General features: G+C 70.0%; 20 protein-coding genes. 10 read left to right on the forward strand and 10 right to left on the reverse strand.

The annotated features are described in order from the left end of the window. Positions 1 to 7: 7 nt before the first annotated feature. From tilS to folE, 4 genes are all read left to right on the forward strand, one after another. Entirely contained in the window at positions 8 to 1,132 is a 1,125-nt protein-coding gene (gene tilS / locus ACWFR3_RS14280) for a tRNA lysidine(34) synthetase TilS (protein ID WP_453734846.1), read from the forward strand. A gap of 51 nt (positions 1,133 to 1,183) precedes the next feature. Further along, entirely contained in the window at positions 1,184 to 1,744 is a 561-nt protein-coding gene (gene hpt / locus ACWFR3_RS14285; protein WP_135330538.1) for a hypoxanthine phosphoribosyltransferase, read from the forward strand. Between the two features lie 203 nt (positions 1,745 to 1,947). After that, positions 1,948 to 3,972, forward strand: a complete 2,025-nt coding sequence (ftsH, locus tag ACWFR3_RS14290; RefSeq protein ID WP_453734847.1) for an ATP-dependent zinc metalloprotease FtsH — start codon at positions 1,948 to 1,950, stop codon at positions 3,970 to 3,972. A gap of 133 nt (positions 3,973 to 4,105) precedes the next feature. Further along, positions 4,106 to 4,711: a GTP cyclohydrolase I FolE gene (gene folE, locus ACWFR3_RS14295; protein ID WP_453734848.1), complete on the forward strand. Its 606-nt coding sequence runs from the start codon at positions 4,106 to 4,108 to the stop codon at positions 4,709 to 4,711. A gap of 87 nt (positions 4,712 to 4,798) precedes the next feature. On the opposite strand, the gene ACWFR3_RS14300 is transcribed toward folE, so the two are convergent. The 6 genes from ACWFR3_RS14300 to ACWFR3_RS14325 form a co-directional block, all read right to left on the reverse strand. Then, a complete protein-coding gene (locus ACWFR3_RS14300; RefSeq protein ID WP_453734849.1) occupies positions 4,799 to 5,284 on the reverse strand; it encodes a DUF3180 domain-containing protein in 486 nt (161 codons plus the stop codon). Between the two features lie 70 nt (positions 5,285 to 5,354). Then, on the reverse strand, positions 5,355 to 5,966 hold the full coding sequence (gene folK / locus ACWFR3_RS14305; protein WP_453734850.1) for a 2-amino-4-hydroxy-6-hydroxymethyldihydropteridine diphosphokinase: 612 nt from the start codon (positions 5,964 to 5,966) through the stop codon (positions 5,355 to 5,357). After that, on the reverse strand, positions 5,963 to 6,322 hold the full coding sequence (folB, locus tag ACWFR3_RS14310) for a dihydroneopterin aldolase (protein ID WP_361191074.1): 360 nt from the start codon (positions 6,320 to 6,322) through the stop codon (positions 5,963 to 5,965). Before folB ends, folK begins: the two co-directional genes overlap by 4 nt. 133 nt (positions 6,323 to 6,455) lie before the next feature. Further along, on the reverse strand, positions 6,456 to 6,983 hold the full coding sequence (locus tag ACWFR3_RS14315) for a nuclear transport factor 2 family protein (RefSeq protein ID WP_453734851.1): 528 nt from the start codon (positions 6,981 to 6,983) through the stop codon (positions 6,456 to 6,458). Then, on the reverse strand, positions 6,980 to 7,852 hold the full coding sequence (folP, locus tag ACWFR3_RS14320; RefSeq protein ID WP_453734852.1) for a dihydropteroate synthase: 873 nt from the start codon (positions 7,850 to 7,852) through the stop codon (positions 6,980 to 6,982). The genes ACWFR3_RS14315 and folP overlap by 4 nt, the downstream gene beginning before the upstream one ends. 30 nt (positions 7,853 to 7,882) lie before the next feature. Then, complete coding sequence (locus tag ACWFR3_RS14325; protein ID WP_453734853.1) at positions 7,883 to 9,757, reverse strand: phosphatidylglycerol lysyltransferase domain-containing protein; 1,875 nt, start codon at positions 9,755 to 9,757, stop codon at positions 7,883 to 7,885. A 165-nt stretch (positions 9,758 to 9,922) separates the two neighbouring features. Between ACWFR3_RS14325 and ACWFR3_RS14330 the strand changes: the two genes are divergently transcribed. Then, on the forward strand, positions 9,923 to 11,047 hold the full coding sequence (locus tag ACWFR3_RS14330; RefSeq protein ID WP_453734854.1) for an alpha/beta hydrolase: 1,125 nt from the start codon (positions 9,923 to 9,925) through the stop codon (positions 11,045 to 11,047). 15 nt (positions 11,048 to 11,062) lie between these two features. On the opposite strand, the gene ACWFR3_RS14335 is transcribed toward ACWFR3_RS14330, so the two are convergent. Then, positions 11,063 to 12,220, reverse strand: a complete 1,158-nt coding sequence (locus tag ACWFR3_RS14335) for an ABC transporter ATP-binding protein (RefSeq protein ID WP_453734855.1) — start codon at positions 12,218 to 12,220, stop codon at positions 11,063 to 11,065. 130 nt (positions 12,221 to 12,350) lie between these two features. On the opposite strand from ACWFR3_RS14335, the gene ACWFR3_RS14340 reads away from it, so the two are divergent. The 4 genes from ACWFR3_RS14340 (at position 12,351) to ACWFR3_RS14355 (ending at position 16,063) form a co-directional block, all read left to right on the forward strand. After that, complete coding sequence (locus tag ACWFR3_RS14340; RefSeq protein WP_453734856.1) at positions 12,351 to 13,079, forward strand: ABC transporter permease; 729 nt, start codon at positions 12,351 to 12,353, stop codon at positions 13,077 to 13,079. Next, positions 13,076 to 13,756, forward strand: coding sequence for an ABC transporter permease (locus ACWFR3_RS14345; RefSeq protein ID WP_453734857.1), 681 nt, complete (start codon positions 13,076 to 13,078; stop codon positions 13,754 to 13,756). The genes ACWFR3_RS14340 and ACWFR3_RS14345 overlap by 4 nt, the downstream gene beginning before the upstream one ends. A gap of 79 nt (positions 13,757 to 13,835) precedes the next feature. Beyond that, on the forward strand, positions 13,836 to 14,813 hold the full coding sequence (locus ACWFR3_RS14350; RefSeq protein WP_453734858.1) for an ABC transporter substrate-binding protein: 978 nt from the start codon (positions 13,836 to 13,838) through the stop codon (positions 14,811 to 14,813). Between the two features lie 173 nt (positions 14,814 to 14,986). After that, on the forward strand, positions 14,987 to 16,063 hold the full coding sequence (locus ACWFR3_RS14355) for a hypothetical protein (protein ID WP_453734859.1): 1,077 nt from the start codon (positions 14,987 to 14,989) through the stop codon (positions 16,061 to 16,063). Positions 16,064 to 16,190: 127 nt separating this feature from the next. On the opposite strand, the gene ACWFR3_RS14360 is transcribed toward ACWFR3_RS14355, so the two are convergent. Continuing rightward, positions 16,191 to 17,534 carry a PH domain-containing protein gene (locus ACWFR3_RS14360; protein WP_453734860.1) on the reverse strand — a complete coding sequence of 448 codons (1,344 nt, stop codon included), beginning with the start codon at positions 17,532 to 17,534 and terminating at the stop codon, positions 16,191 to 16,193. Beyond that, positions 17,531 to 18,049, reverse strand: a complete 519-nt coding sequence (locus ACWFR3_RS14365; protein ID WP_453734861.1) for a PH domain-containing protein — start codon at positions 18,047 to 18,049, stop codon at positions 17,531 to 17,533. The genes ACWFR3_RS14360 and ACWFR3_RS14365 overlap by 4 nt, the downstream gene beginning before the upstream one ends. A 63-nt stretch (positions 18,050 to 18,112) precedes the next feature. On the opposite strand from ACWFR3_RS14365, the gene ACWFR3_RS14370 reads away from it, so the two are divergent. After that, on the forward strand, positions 18,113 to 19,264 hold the full coding sequence (locus tag ACWFR3_RS14370; RefSeq protein WP_453734862.1) for an NADH-quinone oxidoreductase subunit D: 1,152 nt from the start codon (positions 18,113 to 18,115) through the stop codon (positions 19,262 to 19,264). Here ACWFR3_RS14370 and ACWFR3_RS14375 read toward each other — a convergent pair. Continuing rightward, positions 19,229 to 20,200 carry an SAM-dependent methyltransferase gene (locus tag ACWFR3_RS14375; protein ID WP_453734891.1) on the reverse strand — a complete coding sequence of 324 codons (972 nt, stop codon included), beginning with the start codon at positions 20,198 to 20,200 and terminating at the stop codon, positions 19,229 to 19,231. The two genes, ACWFR3_RS14370 and ACWFR3_RS14375, sit on opposite strands and share 36 nt — an antisense overlap. Positions 20,201 to 20,298: the final 98 nt, after the last annotated feature.

Here is a 20,298-nt window from a genome sequence, read left to right on the forward strand (position 1 = left end):
ACCGGACATGGGTCCCCATCCTGCGGTCGCGGCGATACGCCTGGCGGTCCGCCGCGTACTCCACGACGTACTGACCGACGTACAGCGCACCGAAGCCCCGAGCGCCGATCTGCGGCGCTCCGACGCCCTGCGCCCCGAAGCACAGCGCATCCCCGAGCACGTCCCCCCGAGCCCTGCTCACCCCCACCCTCCACGCGAGCCGGCCACGTCGCCACTCGTCCTTGTCGCGTGCTCCGGCGGGGCCGACTCCATGGCGCTCGCCTCCGCCCTCGCCTTCGAGGCCCCCAAACTCGGCATCCGGGCCGGCGGCGTCACCGTCGACCACGGACTGCAGGACGGGTCCGATCTGCGCGCCGCCGAGGTCGTCGCGCGGCTCACCGCGCTCGGCCTCGCCCCGATCGACTCCGTCGCCGTCGACGTCGGACGGGACGGCGGCCCCGAAGCCGCGGCCCGCGACGCGAGGTACGGCGCGCTCGACGCCGTCGCCGACCGGCACGGCGCCGCCGCGATCCTGCTCGGCCACACCCGCGACGACCAGGCGGAGACCGTCCTGCTCGGTCTCGCCCGCGGCTCCGGCATCCGTTCCCTGTCCGGGATGGCCGCCGTCTCCGGCGGCCCCGGCGCCGACCGCCGCTACCGCCGCCCCTTCCTCCACATCGACCGGCAGACGGCCCGCAAGGCCTGCATGGTCCAGTCGCTGCCCGTCTGGGACGACCCCCACAACACCGACCCCGCCTACACGCGCTCACGGCTGCGGCACGAAGGTCTGCCCGCCCTGGAGAAGGCGCTCGGCAAGGGCGTCGTGGAAGCACTCGCCCGTACGGCCCAGTTGTCCCGGGATGACGCCGACGCCCTGGACCACTGGGCCGCACAGGCGGAAGCTTCCGTGCGCGACGCAGCGGGACTCCTGGAGTGCGCCAAGCTCTACGCGCTCCCGCCTGCCGTCCGCCGCCGGATCGTGCGCCGCGCCGCCATTGATGCGGGCGCCCCGGCCGGTGCGCTGTTCGCCAGGCACCTCGAAGAGGTCGACCGGCTGATCACGGGCTGGCGCGGCCAGGGAGCCATCAATCTCCCGGGCAAAGTCGTCGCCCAGCGCCAGGGTGGCAGACTGGTGATCCGGCAAGGCTGTTGACCGAGGGGCCCCCGGGCTCTGCGCAGCCGGTGTGACGGACGACCGAAAGTGATGCGGGTGGACGCGAAAGACATGGGCACCGATCTTCAGTCGGTGCTCATCACCAAGGAAGAGATCGACGCGAAGCTGGCTGAGCTGGCGGCGAAGATCGACGCGGAGTACGCGGGCAAGGACCTGCTGATCGTCGGCGTGCTCAAGGGCGCGGTGATGGTCATGGCGGACCTGGCGCGTGCGCTGTCCACCCCGCTCACCATGGACTGGATGGCCGTGTCGTCGTACGGCGCGGGCACCCAGTCCTCCGGGGTCGTGCGGATCCTGAAGGACCTGGACACCGACATCAAGGGCAAGCACGTCCTGATCGTCGAGGACATCATCGACTCCGGTCTGACGCTGTCCTGGCTGCTCTCCAACCTCGGCTCGCGCGAGCCCGCGTCGCTGAAGGTGTGCACGCTGCTTCGCAAGCCCGAGGCCGCCAAGGTCGCGATCGACGTGGAGTGGGTCGGCTTCGACATCCCGAACGAGTTCGTCATCGGGTACGGCCTGGACTACGCGGAGAAGTACCGCAACCTGCCGTTCGTCGGCACCCTCGCTCCGCACGTCTACGGCGGCTGAGACCCGGCTCCCCGACGGCTCCCCGGCCAACTCCTCGGAGGCGGCCGGGAACCCTCACCCGTTTCCCGGCGTTGGAGCATGCGAAGACGGGTTTGTCAGCCGTCCCGTGCGGCTTCGGGTGACAATGCTGGGGTACCGTCCGAAGAACAGTCTTTATCAAACTCACTATGGCAGGAGGGACGGGGCGTCATCGCTCCGTATGGATGGACGTGAAGCGATACTTCCGTGGGCCAGTCATGTGGATCGTGCTGGCCGTCCTTGCCGTGGTCGTGTTGATGCAGGTCGTCGGTTCGTCCGGTGGCTACAAGACGGTGGACACCGGCCAGGTTGTGCAGGCGATCAACGACGACAAGGTCGAATCCGCCAAGCTCACCACCGGTGACGAGTCGACCATCAAGGTCGAACTCAAGGATGGCCAGAAGGTCAAGGACAGCAGCAAGATCCAGGCGAGCTACATCGGCAACCAGGGTGTCGACATCGCCAAGACCTTGCAGAACAAGTACCAGGACAAGAAGATCCCGGACGGTTATACCGTCTCGCCGTCGAAGCAGAACCCGTTCGTCGGCATCCTGCTTTCCCTGCTCCCCTTCGTACTGATCGTCGTCGTCTTCCTGTTCCTGATGAATCAGATGCAGGGCGGCGGCTCCCGGGTCATGCAGTTCGGGAAGTCCAAGGCCAAGCTGATCACCAAGGACACTCCGAAGACGACGTTCTCGGATGTGGCCGGTTCGGACGAGGCCGTCGAGGAACTCCACGAGATCAAGGAGTTCCTCCAGGAGCCGGCGAAGTTCCAGGCCGTCGGAGCCAAGATCCCCAAGGGCGTGCTCCTCTACGGGCCTCCCGGTACGGGTAAGACGCTGCTCGCGCGCGCTGTCGCGGGCGAGGCCGGCGTCCCCTTCTACTCGATCTCCGGTTCCGACTTCGTCGAGATGTTCGTCGGTGTCGGTGCGTCGCGTGTGCGTGACCTCTTCGAGCAGGCCAAGGCGAACGCCCCGGCGATCGTCTTCGTCGACGAGATCGACGCCGTCGGCCGCCACCGCGGCGCCGGCATGGGCGGCGGTCACGACGAGCGCGAGCAGACGCTGAACCAGCTGCTCGTCGAGATGGACGGCTTCGACGTGAAGGGCGGCGTCATCCTGATCGCCGCCACGAACCGCCCCGACATCCTCGACCCCGCGCTCCTGCGTCCCGGCCGTTTCGACCGTCAGATCGCGGTCGACCGTCCGGACATGCAGGGCCGTCTGGAGATCCTCAAGGTTCACCAGAAGGGCAAGCCGGTCGCCCCGGACGTCGACCTCGGCGCGGTGGCGCGGCGTACGCCGGGCTTCACCGGTGCCGACCTGTCGAACGTGCTGAACGAAGCGGCGCTCCTCACGGCGCGCGGCGACAAGAAGCTGATCGACAACCACTCGCTCGACGAGGCGATCGACCGTGTCGTGGCCGGTCCGCAGAAGCGGACGCGGATCATGTCCGACAAGGAAAAGAAGATCACCGCGTATCACGAGGGCGGTCACGCCCTGGTCGCGGCGGCGTCTCCGAACTCGGACCCGGTCCACAAGATCACGATCCTGTCGCGCGGCCGGGCCCTCGGTTACACGATGGTCCTGCCGGACGAGGACAAGTACTCGACCACGCGCAACGAAATGCTCGACCAGCTCGCTTACATGCTGGGCGGGCGCGCGGCCGAGGAGCTCGTCTTCCACGACCCGACGACGGGCGCGGCGAACGACATCGAGAAGGCCACCGCGACCGCACGGGCCATGGTCACGCAGTACGGCATGACCGAGCGGCTCGGCGCGATCAAGTTCGGCGGTGACAACACCGAGCCGTTCCTGGGCCGCGAGATGGGTCACCCGCGCGACTACTCCGAAGAGGTCGCGGCGCTGGTCGACGAAGAGGTCAAGAAGCTCATCGAGACCGCGCACAACGAGGCCTGGGAGATCCTCGTCGAGAACCGCGACGTTCTCGACAACCTGGTCCTCCAGCTCCTCGAGAAGGAGACGCTCAACAAGGAGCAGATCGCCGAGGTCTTCGCAGGCATCGTGAAGCGTCCGGCGCGCCCGGCGTGGACCGGTTCCTCGCGGCGTACGCCCTCGACCCGCCCGCCGGTGCTCTCCCCCCGGGAGCTGTCGCTGACGAACGGTGCGAACGGCGCCACGCCCGCGGTGACCGCAGGCCCGACGGAAACGCCCGTCGACGTGACGAAGGAAGATCGCCCCGAGAGCTGATTCCCGGAGCTGATCCCCGGCGCCTCAGCAGGCCCGGAATGGAAGCTGCGCCCCCCTGGTTCTAGCCTGGGGGGCGCAGTTTTTTCGTACGCACAGACGCGCTGATGCGTGGAACGCTAGGAACGAGGCACACATGACCGATCCCGTGACGCTGGACGGCGAGGGCACGATCGGCGTGTTCGACGAGAAGCGGGCCGAGAACGCCGTGCGTGAGCTGCTCATCGCGGTCGGCGAGGACCCGGACCGTGAGGGCCTGCGGGAGACCCCCGGGCGCGTGGCCCGCGCGTACAAGGAGATATTCGGCGGTCTGTGGCTCAAGCCCGAGGACGTCCTGACGACGACGTTCGACCTCGGTCACGACGAGATGGTCCTGGTGAAGGACATCGAGGTGCAGAGCTCCTGCGAGCACCACCTGGTGCCGTTCCACGGCGTCGCGCACGTCGGCTACATCCCGTCGACCGACGGCAAGATCACCGGCCTGTCCAAGCTCGCCCGCCTCGTGGACGTGTACGCGCGCCGCCCGCAGGTCCAGGAGCGGCTGACCACGCAGGTCGCGGACTCGCTGATGGAGATCCTGGAGCCGCGCGGCGTCATCGTGGTCGTCGAGTGCGAGCACATGTGCATGACCATGCGCGGGGTGCGGAAGCCGGGCGCGAAGACGATCACGTCGGCGGTACGGGGTCAGCTCCGTGACCCCGCGACGCGCAATGAGGCGATGAGTCTGATCATGGCGCGGTGACGCTCCGCTGGGGGTGCGGTGATGGGGCTGCGGGCCGGTGGGGGGTGGTCGCGCAGTTCCCCGCGCCCCTTACGGGGCGGGTCGGCACTACGCCGCCGCGGCCGTTCCACCGTGTTCGTCGTCGTCCTCCGGGAGTCTGCAGACCCGCTCCAGGAAGAAGGCCGCCGCTATCACCGCGATGCCCGCCAGGAGCGAGAGGCCGGCGTAGATCGCCTGGTCGCGGCGGGACGGGACGTCCAGGTACTCCAGGAGGAAGGCGCCCGTGCCGCCGTACATCCCGGCGACCAGGGCTGCGACCAGGGCGCTCGCCTGACCGAAGACCACCGCACGTGCGGCCATCATCGGCTCGACGCCCTTCGCCCCGGGACGCCGCTCGCGCTGCGCGCGCAGTCGGGCGCGCAGCGAGAGCGCCGTGGCGAGCAGCACAGCGGCGATCACCGCGAGCACGATGGGCGCGGCCAGCGGGACCCGCGGCAGTGTGCCCACGGAGTCCCACAGCCGGGCGCCCGCCCAGGACAGCACTCCGGCCACCACGAAGACGCCGGCCAGCGTCCTGATGCGCAGCTGATCCACGATGACCCTTCGTCGCCTTCGTCGTCGTACGGACCCGTTTTCGTCGTGCGGGTCCGATAGACCCTAACGACTATTCGGGCAGCCGGAGTTCCAGGTCGACACGGGGTGCGACCCCGTCACGGGTGACCTTGGCGAGCAGGTCGGCGACCGCGCCGCGCCCGGCGAGCTGCGCCTCGGGCTCCACGTCGTGCCAGGGGGCGAGGACGAAGGCGCGCTCGTGCGCACGCGGGTGGGGGAGCGTGAGGACCGGGTCGTCCGAGACGACGTCGGCGTACGCCACGATGTCGACGTCGATCGTGCGGGCGGCCCAGCGCTCGTCCCGTACGCGGTGGAAGGCCTCCTCGATGGCGTGCGCCCGCTCAAGGAGCGAGGAGGGCGGCAGGGTGGTCTTCACCACGACGACCGCGTTGAAGTACGACGGCTGGGTGTCCGGCTCGACGCCCCAGGGCTCCGTCTCGTACACGGGAGAGACGGCCTTGACGCGCAGGCCGGGGGTGTCCTCCAGGGCGTCGATCGCGCCCTGCAGCGTCTCCAGGCGGTTGCCGAGATTGCTGCCGAGGGAGATCACGGCGCGTTTGGGGTTGGAGAGCGTGGTGTCGGCTGCGTCGACCTGTTCCACCACGGCGGTGGGCACCGGCTGGACGGTCGGATCGCTCTGCCCTTGCGTGGAAAACGCGGTCATACTCGGCTCCGGGTGATGGTGACGGTCACATCGTCGAAGGGGACGGTGATCGGGGCGTCCGGTTTGTGGACGCACACCTCGACCTCCAGGACTCCGTCGTGCTTCAGACACGTCTGGGCGATGCGCTCGGCAAGCGTTTCGATGAGGTCGACGGGATCACCTTCGACGGCGGCCACGACCTCCTCGGCCACGATGCCGTAGTGCACGGTCTTCGCCAGGTCGTCGTCGGCGGCGGCCGCACGGGTGTCCAGGCCAATTACCAGGTCCACGATGAAGGTCTGGCCCTCTTCGCGTTCCCGCGGAAAGACACCGTGGTGCCCACGGGCCTTGAGGCCGCGCAGCGCGACACGATCCACGCGAATCACTCCTGCAATCGTCGGTATCGGCAGGCCTGCACCGAATGCGGTCGGCACACCAGCCTCGACCGAATCTACCTGCGCGCACTGACAGTCCTTGCCCGTGGGGGCTCCTGCAACCGCCCCTACCCACTCAGGAGGGTGACTCCTCGCCCTCTTCGTCGTCGGTTTCGGCGAGTACGGGTGAGGCGTGGTGCGACCAGAGCTTCCATCCGTCCACTGTGCGCCGGAACACATTCGTGGCGACGACGAGCTGGCCGACGAGCGGGCCGAGTTCGCCGCCGCCCTCGGGGGGCGGGCCGCCGCTGAGGATGTTCTCGGTGCAGGTCACCAGGGCGGTGTCACCGGCGACCCCGACGTGCACGTCGGTGAGGAAGAACTGGATGTACTCGGTGTTCGCCATGATCAGCGCGTACGACCTCAAGACCTCGCCGCGGCCCGTCAGGACCGGCCAGCCGGGGTGGACGCAGGAGATCGCGGCTTCGTCGCCGTCCTGCGCGATGTCCTCGTCGTCCCGGCCGTCGGGGTCCTCGGGCTCCAGGGGCACGTCCCCGTCCATCCAGAGGTCGGAGAGCTCGTCGAAATCGCCGCGCTCCAGAGCTTCGTAGAAAGCCGTGTTGGCCGCCTCGACCTGTTCCGCGTCGGTCCTGGCCCCGGTCACTGAGGACCGCCCGCCGCGCTCGTCACGGCGTGTGCGACACGGACGGCGTCGGCGGTGGCCCGCACCTCGTGCACGCGGACCGCCCAGGCGCCCTGGTGGGCGGCGATGGCGGAGACGGCGGCGGTGGCCGCGTCGCGCTCGCGGGCGGGCGGCGGCGCGCCCTCGGGGCCCGCCAGGACGCGTCCGAGGAAGCGCTTGCGGGAGGCGGCGACCAGGATCGGGTGGCCGAGCTCACGCAGGCTGTCGAGGCGGCCGAGGAGCGCGAGGTCGTGCTCGACGTCCTTGGAGAAGCCGAGGCCCGGGTCGATGACGATGCGCTCGGGGGCGATGCCGCCCTCGATGGCGGCCTGCACGCGCGCGTGGAGCTCGGCGACGACTTCGGAGACCACGTCCTCGTAGACGGGCTTGGCGTGGATGTCGGTGAGGAAGCCGCGCCAGTGCATGACCACGAAGGGCGCCCCGGCGGCGGCGACCGCGGGGACCATGCGCGCGTCGGCGAGGCCGCCGCTGACGTCGTTCACCAGGACGGCGCCCGCGGCGAGCGCCTGCTCGGCGACGGTGGCGCGCATCGTGTCCACGGACACCGTCACGCCCTCGGACGCGAGGCCCCGCACGACGGGGATCACACGCCGCAGCTCCTCGTCCTCGTCGACGCGCGGGGCGCCGGGACGGGTCGACTCACCGCCCACGTCCACCAGGTCGGCATCCTGTGCGACCAGGTCGATGCCGTGCTTGACGGCGGCCGTGGTGTCGAACCAGCGGCCCCCGTCGGAGAAGGAGTCCGGGGTCACGTTCACGACCCCCATGACCGCGCAGCGGCCCCACTCCGGCAGCCCCTCGACCGTTCCCCGCCCGCGCAACGTACTCATGCCTCCAGCCTAGGCCCGTGCGGGCGGGGTCTACGCCGCCCGGACCTCGCGCTCCGCCGTGCGGTGGGGGCAGGGGCGGCGCTGTGCGCTCCCCCGGCGCAGGAAGCGGGGTGGCGCGAAGGTCACGAAGCCCTCTGCCTGCATGGCCGCGAAGCCGATGCGGGGGAGCTCCTTGGAGGAGCGGTAGACGACGAAGCGGGGCTCCCAGCGGGGGCGGAACTTCGCGTTGAACTTGTACAGGGACTCGATCTGGAACCAGCGCGACAGGAAGACGAGCAGTCCGCGCCAGGCGCGCAGCACCGGCCCCGCGCCGATCTTCTCGCCGCGTGCGAGTGCCGCGCGGAACATCGCGAAATTGAGGGACACGCGCGCGATGCCGAGCTTCGGGGCGGCCTGGAGAGCGGCCACGATGAGCAGCTCGTTCATGCCGGGGTCGGCGGCGCGGTCGCGGCGCATGAGGTCCAGGGAGACGCCGTCCTTGCCCCAGGGGACGAAGTGGAGGACGGCCTTGAGGTCTCCGTAGGGGCCCGGTTCGTCGTCTGCCTTGTGGGCGGTCGCGATCAGACAGTCGCCGTCGTCCGGGTCCCCTATGCGGCCGAGCGCCATGGAGAAGCCGCGTTCGGTGTCGGTGCCGCGCCAGTCGTCGGCGGCGCGCTGGATCCGCTCCAGCTCGCGCTCCCCGAGGTCACGCACGCGCCGTACGCGCGTCTCGTATCCACCCCGCTCGATCCGCTTGACCATCTGGCGTACGTTGCGCATCGCACGCCCGGACAGGGAGAAATCCGCGACATCCACCACCGCCTCGTCGCCCAGTTCGAGGGCGTCGAGGCCCGTCTCGCGGGTCCAGACCTCGCCGCCGGTCTCGGAGCAGCCCATGACGGCGGGCGTCCAGGAGTGCGCCTTCGCCTCGTCCATGAAGCGCTCGATCGCGCCGGGCCACGCCTCCACGTCGCCGATCGGGTCGCCGCTCGCGAGCATCACTCCGGAGACGACGCGGTAGGTGACCGCCGCCTTGCCGCTGGGGGAGAAGACCGCGCCCTTGTCGCGGCGGAGCGCGAAGTGGCCGAGCGAGTCGCGTGCGCCGTGCTTGTCGAGCAGGGCGCGCAGCTTCGTCTCGTCGTCCTCGGTGAGCCGCGCGGCCGGGTGTTCGGGGCGGAAGGCCAGGTAGATGGTGGTGATCGCGGTGAGCAGGCCGAGGGCGCCCAGGGAGTAGGCGACCGTCCAGGACGTCCGCCCGTAGTAGTCGACCGGGCCTTCGAGGCCGAACAGGCCGTACAGGACGTGGGCGAGGCGGTCCGTGATGCTCGGGTCCCCGATGACCCTGCGCGGATGGACGCTGACGATCATCAGGCCCAGGAGGATGGAACCGGCTCCCAGGAGCACGAAGTTGGCCAGGGCACGCCAGCGGCTGCGCGGGTCGGGCAGCGCCGCGAACTCACGCCGGTGGCGCAGCAGCAGCGTCAGGAGCACGAGCGAGATCAGTACGCCGATGACCGAGTGCCGGTAGGCGAACTGCGCCACGGCCCCGATCGGGAGCAGCACCACGGCCGCCCGCCAGGCCCGCCGCTTGTGGCGGCGCAGGCCGTGTGCGAGCAGCAGCAGGAGGACACCGATACTGAGTGCGAGCGCGGCGGCGAAGGGGCCGAGCGCGCCGGGCAGGACCTCGGCGATGGCGTGCATACGGCTCTTGCGGAAGCGCGGGAAGACGCCGGCCGCGATGTTCAGCAGGCCGACCAGGGTGCAGGCGCGGGCGACGACGGTCGGTACGGCCTCGGGGCGGGGGCCGCGGAGCAGGCGGCCGAGTCTGCCGTCACGGAGCCCGTCGACACGGCGCCGTCCCTCGGGGCGGCTGCCCTCACTGTCCGGAACCCGGCCCGACATTTCCGCATCTATCCTGACAGACATCGCATCCCGTGGTTCTGCGAGAGACCTTGAATCCGGCACCAAAACGGCATCCGGCGACATTGCGCCCTCTAGGACGGTTCTTCCGGGAATCGGGTTCACTCCCGACCGGAAAACCGCCGGAAAAAAGAACAACGGAACAGGCAGAAAGCGCAGGCAGAACTCCCCATGGGTCTGACGAGCAAAGCGGTCCTCGCGTTGGCGGTGCTCCTCGCCGCCGTGCTTTTCATCGGCACGGTCTGGCTCTGGCCGCGCCTGGCCAAACGCTCCTGGCGGGCCGTCAGCGGCCGTGTCGGCCTCCTCCTCGCCACACAGCTGGCCGTCTTCTCCTCGGTCGGTCTCGCCGCCAACCAGGCCTTCGGCTTCTACGCCACGTGGGCGGATCTCTTCGGCCAGGAGACGAGCCCCGGAGTCGTCGTCGACCACGATCCGGCCGCGGGCACGACACCCGTCGACGTGCGCGGCACCCGCCCGGTGAACGTGCCCGGCGGCGAGCGGCCCTCGATCGGCGGACAGATCCAGAAGGTCGTCGTCAGCGGCAAGGAGTCGGACATAGCAAGCCCCGCGTACGTCTACCTGCCGCCCGAGTACTTCCAGCCGCGGTTCAAGAAGCGCACGTTCCCCGTGTCCGTGGTCCTCACCGGCTACCCCGGCACCGCCGAGGCGCTGATCAAGGGCCTGCACTACCCGCAGACCGTCCACCAGAAGGCCAAGCGGGACCTGATGCAGCCGATGATCCTGGTCATGATGCGGCCCACCGTGGCGCCGCCGCGGGACACTGAGTGCGTGGACGTCCCCGGCGGACCGCAGGCCGAGACGTTCTTCGCCAAGGACCTGCCCGGTGCCATTTCCGAGCACTACAGGGCGGGCCGGACCGCGGGCTCCCTGGGCATCATCGGCGACTCCACGGGCGGCTACTGCGCCCTGAAGCTCGCCGTGCACCACCCCGACGTGTACGCGGCGGGGGTGGGCCTCTCCGCGTACTACAAGGCGCCGATCGACGTCACGACGGGCGATCTCTTCCACGGCGACAAGGAGTTGGAGCGGCGCGCCGACCTCATGTGGTACCTCGACCACATGCCGCCGCCCAAGACGTCCCTCCTTGTCACCACCAGCAAACAAGGAGAGGACAACTACGAGGACACCGAGAAGTTCATCGGCAAGGTGAAGTCGCCCACGCGCATCTCGTCGATCACGCTCGACAGCGGCGGGCACAACTTCAACACGTGGCGCCGTGAGATCCCCGCCGCCATGGAGTGGATGAGCGGGCGCCTGGCCGGCGGGCAGGACTGACCCGAGCGGGCCTCCTCAGCTCTTTCCGATGCCCGTGATCGTCTCCAACTCGACGTCCCCGCGAGCGATGTCACGTGCGTCCGCCGCCGTCGACCTGCGCAGCGCCTCGTGCAGGCGGGCCGGGGTGAGGATGCCGAGGAAGCGGCCCTCGCTTTCCTTGTCGATGACCGCGATCCAGCCCGCGTCGTGCTGGAGCATCGTCGAGAACGCCTGCTTCAGGGTCGCCCCCACCGGAAGCCATGCCTCCATGCGGCGCGCGTGATCCCGGACCGTTCCGGGGCCGCTGTGCGCGTGCTCGGCGGAGATCCAGCCGTGCAGGTTGTTCTCGCCGTCCAGGACCACGGCCCAGCGGGCGTCGAGCTTCGCGGGCAGCGGGTCGTCCAGGTGCAGGACGGGCGGCTGCTCCAGGTCGCCCTCCTCGATGGGCGTCACGGAGAGGCGCTTGAGGCCGCGGTCCGCGCCGACGAAGTCCGCCACATAGTCGTTGGACGGTGCGCCCAGGATCGTCGACGGGGTGTCGAACTGCTCGATGCGGCCCTCTCCGTAGACGGCCATCCGGTCACCCAGGCGGACCGCCTCCTCGATGTCGTGCGTGACGAAGAGCACGGTCTTGCGGACGGCCTGCTGGAGGCGGAGGAACTCGTTCTGCAGGCGCTCGCGCACCACGGGGTCGACGGCGCCGAAGGGCTCGTCCATCAGGAGCACCGGCGGATCGGCCGCCAGCGCACGGGCCACGCCCACGCGCTGGCGCTGGCCCCCGGAGAGCTGCTCGGGGTAGCGGTCGCCGAAGGTGGCGGGGTCGAGGCCGACCAGGTCGAGGAGTTCGGCGGCGCGTTCGCGGGCCTTGCCGCGCTTCACGCCGAGGAGGTGCGGGACGGTCGCCGTGTTCTCCAGGACCGTTTTGTGCGGGAAGAGGCCGACTTGCTGGATGACATAGCCGATACGGCGCCGGAGTTGCACCGGGTCGGTGGTGGATATGTCCTCTCCGTCGACGAATATCCGGCCCTCCGACGGCTCGATGAGACGGTTCACCATCTTCATCGTCGTCGTCTTCCCGCAGCCCGACGGGCCGACGAGCGTGACCAGTTCGCCCTCGGCGACCTCGAAGGACAGGTCGTCGACGGCCGTGGTGCCGTCCTCGTACCGCTTGGTGACGTGCTCGAACCGGATCATGATTCCCCATTGTTGCGGGCGTTGTGTAAAGCCCATGTTGCGCCTGTACGACGAGTCTCGGCGATTGTCGGTGCCCCGCGTTAGGGTCGCCAGACGGCCTCGGAAACGGGATGCGGGGGGAGTGGGGCGGATGAGCGGGCAGAACTGTCTGGTGACGAACGACTGGATCTGCGGGGAGTACGTCAGCTCCCGCAGCCAGGAGTTGATCGACGCCACCGTGCAGCACGTGGGCATCACCGCGGCATCGGTCGCCATCGGCGTCGCCGTCTCGCTGCCGCTCGCGCTGCTCGCGCGGCGCTGGCGTTTCCTGGCAGGCCCGATCCTCGGTGTGACGACCGTGCTCTACACCGTGCCCTCGCTGGCCATGTTCTCGCTCCTGCTGCCCTTCTTCGGGCTCTCGGCCTCGCTGGTCGTCACGGGCCTCGTGCTGTACTCCCTGACGATCCTGGTGCGGAACATCCTGGCGGGGCTCCAGGCCGTGCCGGAGGAGGCACGGGACGCCGCCAGGGGGATGGGGTACGGCCCGCTGCGGCTGCTGTGGGAGGTCGAACTGCCGCTCGCGCTGCCCGCGCTGCTCGCCGGCGTCCGGATCACCACGGTCTCGACGGTGGCCCTGACGACCGTGGGCGCGATCGTCGACTACGGAGGCCTCGGTTCGCTGATCCTCGACGGCCTCGACACGACCTTCAAGGCGCAGGTGCTCACCGCGTCCGCGCTCTGCGTGCTCCTCGCCGTCGTCGCCGACCTGCTCCTGCTCGCGCTCCAGAGGTGGCTGACGCCCTGGACCCGGATCCGCCGCATCCGTACGAACCGTCCCGCGAGCGCGAAGCGCCCGGCCAAGGTGGCTGAACCTGCATGAACGCGATAACCGGCGCGTACGAATGGCTGACCACGGGCGCCAACTGGGAGGGCGAGAAGGGGGTGTGGCACCGGCTTGCCGAGCACCTCTACTTCAGCGGTGTGTGCCTCGCCGTCGCCTGCCTGATCGCGCTGCCGATCGCCCTGTATCTCGGCCACATCGGCAAGGGCGGCGCCCTCGCGGTGAACATCTCGAACATCGGCCGTGCGGTGCCGACCCTCGCGGTGCTCGTCCTGCTCACGCTCACCCCGCTCGGGGAGCACGGTGATGTGCCGACGCTGATCGCGCTCGTACTGTTCGCGATTCCGCCGCTGCTGACCAACGCCTACATCGGGATGCGCGAGGTCGACCGTGCGGTGGTCGAGGCCGCACGGGGTATGGGCATGAGTGGCCGGCAGCTGTTCGTCCGGGTCGAACTGCCGCTCGCGTATCCGCTGATCATGACCGGAGTCCGTTCCGCGGGTGTGCAGGTCGTCGCCACGGCGACGCTGGCCGCCATGGCGGGCGAGGGGGGCCTCGGCCGGATCATCACGGCCGGGTTCAACCTGCAGAACACGCCTCAGGTGGTGGCGGGCGCCCTGCTCGTGGCACTGCTCGCGCTCTTCGTGGAGGTGGTGCTCGTCGTGGTGGGCAAGGTCTTCAATCCCATGCGGGGTCGCTCGGGGGTCGCGCAGTGATCGCCGGGCGGCAGGCAGTTCGCGGCAGTCTGCCGCATTTTTCAGTGTTCTCAAGGGCTTTCGAAATGGTGGTTCACCGATGAACAGCACAACGCGTCGCGCGCGACGGATGGCAGGGGCGGCCGTGGCCGTCGTGGCGCTGACCGCGGGGCTCACCGCGTGCGGCGGGGACAGCCTGGAGAAGGACGGCAAGGGCGACAGCGCGGGCAAGGCGGGCGACAAGGGCAAGATCGTCGTCGGCTCGGCCCGCTTCACCGAGCAGAAGGTCCTCGCCGAGCTCTATGTGGGAGTCCTGGAGGACGCCGGATACGACGCCGAGGTCAAGACCGTCCAGAACCGCGAGGTCTACGAACCCGAGCTGAAGAAGGGCGCGATAGATGTCGCTCCCGAATACGCGGCGACGCTCGCGGAGTTCCTGAACCTCGGCAAGAACGGCCCGAAGGCGAAGCCCGTCGCCTCGAATGATGTGGACGACACGGTGGCCGAGCTGAAGAAGCTCGCCGAACCGCGCGGCCTGAAGGTGCTTGAGGTCGGTGAGGCGGTCGACCAGAACTCCTTCGCGGTGAGCAAGGAATACGCGAAGGAGCACAAGCTCAAGACGCTTTCGGATCTCGGCAAGTCCGGCGAGAAGGTCAAGATCGCCGCGAGTGACGAATGCGAGTCGCGGCCGTTCTGCGCTCCGGGACTCAAGAAGACGTACGGCATCGATGTCGCGGGAATCGACCCCAAGGGCGTGGGCACCACGCAGTCCAAGCAGGCCGTCAAGAACGGCACGGACCAGGTGGTGCTGACCACGACCACCGACGCGACGCTCGACAGCTTCGGTCTTGTGGCCCTTGAGGACGACAAGAAGCTGCAGAACGCGGACAACATCCTTCCGGTTGTGAACGCGAAGGAAGCGGGCGACAAGGAGATAGCCGACGCCCTCGGGAAGCTGACCAAGACGCTGACGACCGAAGATCTCGCGGAACTCGACCGGAAGGTCGATGTGGAGCGGCAGAAGGAAGCCGATGTCGCCAGGGAGTATCTGGAGTCGAAGGGATTGATCAAGAAGTGATCGGGAAGTAGCGGAACCGGAGGCGGCATCACGCGGCATCCTCGAAGTGGCTCGGCCGAAAGTGGAGTTGAGTGGCCGAAGAGGATCGTTAAGGGTGGGGAGTCGGCACAGTGGCGTTGTCATTTTGGCGGGCGGGGCACCAGAGTTCGCCTACGCGCGGTAAGTTTCTGGCCATGCCACGTGGACGTCACCGCCATTCCCCACCCTTGCACAGGCTGCTTCCTCCCTCGACGGTCGCAGGTCTCTCTCTGGTCTGCGCCGGCGGCGCCTGGCTGTTCGCGGAACCCGTCGTGCTCCGCGGCCTGGCCGCCGCCGCTGCCGCGGCGGCCGTCGTGGGCTCGGTCGTCATGCGCCGCTGGGACCTGGCGGCCGGCAAACAGGTCGCCGAGCTGGGCCGCGGCCGCAAGAGCGACGAGTGGCGCTACGAGGAACGCATAGCCGAGTGCGAGTCCGACCTCGACGAGTCCCGCGAGATCCGGGGCCGTCTGGAGACGAAGCTGCGGTCCAAGCGGGCCGAGCTTGCCGCACTGCGGAACGAACACGCGGCGCTCCTTCGGCGGTATGCGACGGCGGAGACCGAGCGGGCGAGCGCCCTTGAGGGGCGGCGGCTGCTCGCCATAGAGGCGTCCACTCCGGCGCGGGCGCTGCCACCGGCTCCGGTCCGCGAGCAGGTACCGGTCCCCGCGCAGGCTCCGGCCGCCCGTGCCGAGACCCCGGCTCCCGTCGTGCGTCCGGGGTCGATCGCGCCCCCGTCGTTGTACGAGCGGGCGAACTCGGCGCTCGACCGGCTGACGCCGAAGCCTTCCCCCGAGGGCGGTCTTTCGCGTCAGGGCGGTCTTTCGCGCGAGGGCGGGCTGTCCCGCGAGGGTGCGATTTCCGGCCAGAGTGCGGACGGGGACGAAGCGCGGGGGAAGTCCGGGGCGGCCGAGGGGTACGGCGGGCATGAGCGCGCGGTTGCCGTCGCGCCGCCCGCACAGAGGCTGCGTCCGGCCGTACAGGGCGGTTTCGACTTCTTCGGTACGAAGGGCGAGGCGACTGCTGGGGCACTGGAGTCCGTCCAGAACGTGGACCTCGCCGATGTGGTGGGCGAGGAGGCACTCGCCGTGCACAAGGCGGAGGCCGAGGCGGAGTTCAAGAAGCCTGACGGCGACGACGCGCAGCGGGGCGTGGGGCAGGTCATCGACCTGACGGCGCATGATGAGACTGAGCAGATCGACGTCGCCGAGCTGCGGACTGCGTTGCGCGCGTAGGCGTTCTTCCAGCCCGGCCGGCGTTTGAGGCCATCTTGTGCGGGGTCTGGGGTGGAGCCCCAGGTAGGCCCCTGCGCCGGAGCGGGTTTTCGGGAAGGGGCGGGGTTGGGGAATGAAGCCCTTCTCGTCAGGCCATCCACCGGTCCGGACGTGCTGTCCGCCGGCCCGTGCGTGAGCGGTCGGCCTGGGACTGGAGCAGTTCGATCGCCTCCCCGGCGGGGCGCAGCCGCGCGGTGACCGTTTTGTTCGCGCCGGTGTCCACCTCCACGTCCGCCACCCCCTTGAACCGCTCCCAGGGCCCCTGCGTGAGCCGCACGCTCTGCACCTTCGCGTGCGGCACCAGGGAGAGGCGGCGGCGAAGGAGTCCGTGCCGCGCCGCGAACACCGTGTCCGTGACCGCGAGGCCGTACCCCTTCCACCACACCGGAAGGCACCATGCCGCCCGCGCGGGAGGACGGCTCAGCTCGGCCGGAGCAGGCACCCGCACGCCCGGCAGGATCCGCGCGATCACCGACTCCGCGACCTCACGCGGCGCGACCGGGACCAGAACGCCGTTGGACGAGCCCGCCACGTCCAGCTCCACCCGCACCCACCCGCGCCGCCGCCACAGCCAGGGCTCCACGACGCGCACCGTCTGCACGCGGCCCGGAGGCACCGTCTCGTGCGCCTTGTCGAGCAGCCCGTGGTCGATGCGCAGGCCGTCGGGGGATTCGCCCACCTTCCAGTCGTACTCCCCGATGAACCGCCCGATGCTGCTGGCGAAGGCGCCGCCCAGCATGGGAAGTCCGGTCGCGAGCACTGTCCACAGGTTGTGGGTGGCGAACCACAGGAAGGGCGGCACGATGAGCGTGGCGACGAGCATGCCCCACGTGGTGCCGGTCAGCAGCAGGGAGATCGCGAGCATGCGCGGCTGTACGTGCACCAGGTTGTTGACCGGCGCCTCGCCGACCTCGCGGGCGGTCTCGGGCGCGAAACCGGCCGCCCGCGCGAGGAGTTCGGCCCGCAGGGCGGAAGCTTCCTCCTGGCCCAGATAGGCCAGTTCGTCCTTCTTCTCCGTACCGACGACGTCCAGCTTGAGCTTGGCGACGCCCGCGATACGGGCCGCGAGCGGCTGCGTCACGTCCACCGCCTGGAGCCGGTCGAGCCGGATGTGCGCGGTGCGCCGGAAGATCAGTCCGGTACGGATGCGCAGTTCGGTGTCGGTGACGGCGAAGTGCGTGAACCACCAGCTCATGAAGCCGTAGAGGGCGCCGCCCAGGAGGACGACGGCGATCCCGGCGAGGATCTGGGTCACGGGGAGCTCGGACACCCGGCGCTGCGTGCCGTTCGGGTCGTGCACCGCGAAGCCCACGACGATCGCCACCGGTGCCCACGCCCTGCGCAGGGGCGTGACGGGGTGCAGACGCTGTTCTCGTACGTCCTCGGCGTCCGGGGCGTGTTCCTCCCCCGTCACCTCCCGTACGCCGCTCACAGCCCCGCCGAGCGGGCCTCGCCCAGCTCGGTGAGCCGGTCGCGCAGCCGCTCGGCCTCCTCGGGGATGAGGCCGGGGATCCGGGCGTCCGTGGCGGCCGCCGCGGTGTGCAGCTGCACGCTGGCCAGGCCGAAGTGCCGCTCCACGGGCCCCGATGTCACCTCGACCAGCTGCATGCGGCCGTACGGGACGATCGTCTCCTCGCGCCAGAGCACGCCCCGGCTGATCAGCAGGTCGTCGGACCGCTCCGCGTACCGCCACGAGCGCCAGTTGCGCCCGAGCATCGGCCAGCCCCAGGCCACGAAGGCCAGCGGAACGGCCGCGAAGGCCGCCCACACGGGTCCGGCGAAGATCCACAGGAGCACTCCGACGGCCGCCGCGACCGGCACGAGCCACACCACGAGCAGCAGCCGCCGCATGCGCAGCAGCCCCCGCGGCAGTCCGGTCCACACCGGCTCCGCGCCTGACTGTCCGGGCTGTGCCGGCCGTGCCGGTCGTGCCGTCCCCGATTCCATGCCTCAAGCCTACGTAGCCGACGTGACAGTCGCGTATGAGCGCGCGTACGAGAGAATGCGCGCATGAGCCCCACGACGGAGACCACGCTCGGCATCGGCGGCGCCGCGGAGAGCACCGACATGGTGCTCAACATCGGCCCGCAGCACCCGTCCACGCACGGCGTGCTGCGGCTGCGCCTCGTCCTCGACGGCGAGCGGATCCAGCAGGCGGAGCCGGTCATCGGCTATATGCACCGCGGCGCGGAGAAGCTCTTCGAGGCGCGTGACTACCGGCAGATCGTGGTGCTCGCCAACCGGCACGACTGGCTCTCCGCGTTCTCGAACGAGCTCGGGGTCGTCCTCGCCGTGGAGCGGATGCTCGGCATGGAGGTGCCCGAGCGTGCCGTCTGGATGCGCACGCTCCTCGCCGAGCTGAACCGCGTACTCAACCACCTGATGTTCCTCGGCTCGTATCCGCTCGAACTGGGCGGAATCACCCCGGTGTTCCACGCGTTCCGGGAGCGCGAGGAGCTCCAGAACGTGATGGAGGAGATCTCCGGCGGCCGTATGCACTACATGTTCAACCGGGTCGGCGGCCTCAAGGAGGACATGCCCGCCGGATGGACCGCACGCGCGCGTGCCGCTGTCGCGTCGGTCCGCTCCCGCATGGACGTGTACGACAAGCTGGTGCTCGGCAACGAGATCTTCCGGGGGCGTACCCGCGGCGTCGGTGTGCTTTCCCCGGAGGCGGTGCACGCCTACGGAGTGAGCGGTCCCATCGCCCGCGCTTCCGGAGTCGACTTCGACCTGCGCCGTGACGAGCCCTACCTCGCGTACGGGGAGCTGCAGGACACCCTGAAGGTCGTCACGCGTCAGGAGGGCGACTGCCTGGCCCGCTTCGAGGTGCTCCTGGAGCAGACCCACAACGCCCTCGACCTCGCCGACGCCTGCCTGGAGCGGCTCGCCGGGCTGCCGCAGGGGCCGGTCAACCAACGCCTCCCGAAGGTGCTCAAGGCCCCCGAGGGCCACACGTACGCGTGGACCGAGAACCCCCTGGGCATCAATGGCTACTACCTGGTCTCCAAGGGCGAGAAGACCCCGTACCGCCTGAAGCTGCGCTCGGCGTCGTACAACAACATCCAGGCACTCGCCGAGCTGCTGCCCGGCCAGCTGGTCGCCGACATGGTGGCGATCCTGGGGTCACTGTTCTTCGTGGTCGGGGACATCGACAAGTAGCGGGTCGTCCAAGTCCACCGGCTGGATCAGCCACCCGAAGTCGCCGAGGCCGCCCGCCGCGGTCAGCTCGGCCGCTTCCCCCGCGCGCGTGAGGGCCAGTACGTACGCCGCCGGATCGCTGGAGGCCAGCGAGAGCGGCGGGCGGCCACCGCTCACCCCCAGGGCGTGCAGGGCCGCCCGCTGGGTCAGCAGGGCGGCTCCGGGCAGCGCGCACGCGTCGAGTGCCACGTGGGCCGTGATGTCGCAGGTGCCGTCCGGCACGGGCGCCGTCTCGCGGCCCGCGCGGAAGCCGGTCAGCGTGCCGAAGGGCGGCCGTCCCGCGCGGTCGTGCGCGTAGTCGACGGCGACCGCGAGGCCGCGCGCCAGCTTCGCCGCGGCGCTCGCCCACGCCTCGTCCCTGGGGCGGCCGATCTCCGCGCGCAGGCCCGGTTCCGGGGCGAGCGGCCACCAGCGCGCGAGCCACTCGGCGTCCTGCCCCCCGACGGGGCCGCCCGGCGATTCGGTGCCGTCGTCGCTGACGAGGACGCGGCGGGCGACGCCGTCCGGTGCGACCTCGGCGACGTCCAGGGGGACGTTGTCCAGCCACTCGTTGGCGAAGAGCAGGCCCGTGATCCCGTCCGGCACCCGGTCGAGCCACTCGATACGCGGGTCGAGTCCTTCGGGACGTCCGGCGCGCTCCACGGCACAGACACGCGCGCGTGCCGCCACATCCGCGGGCAGCGCCGCAAGGACGCCCGCGGTCAACTCGCCGCGCCCCGCACCGAGATCGACGAAGGCCAGCTCGTCCGGGTGGCCGAGCGCCTCGTCCACACGGCACAGCAGCCGGGCCACCGCGCCCGCGAAGAGCGGCGAGGCGTGCGCCGACGTCCGGAAGTGCCCCGCGGGTCCTTCGGGGCGCAGATAGAAGCCGTCGGGCCCGTACAGGGCGGTCTCCATGGCCTCCCGCCAGCCGCGCCGTACGTCCTGCCGCTCCCCTTGGGCCTCGTCTCTCACGCGAGAAGGCTAAGCGGGCCTCCACCTTGGGGAGTACATGC

This window comes from Streptomyces sp. NPDC055189 (assembly GCF_053606765.1).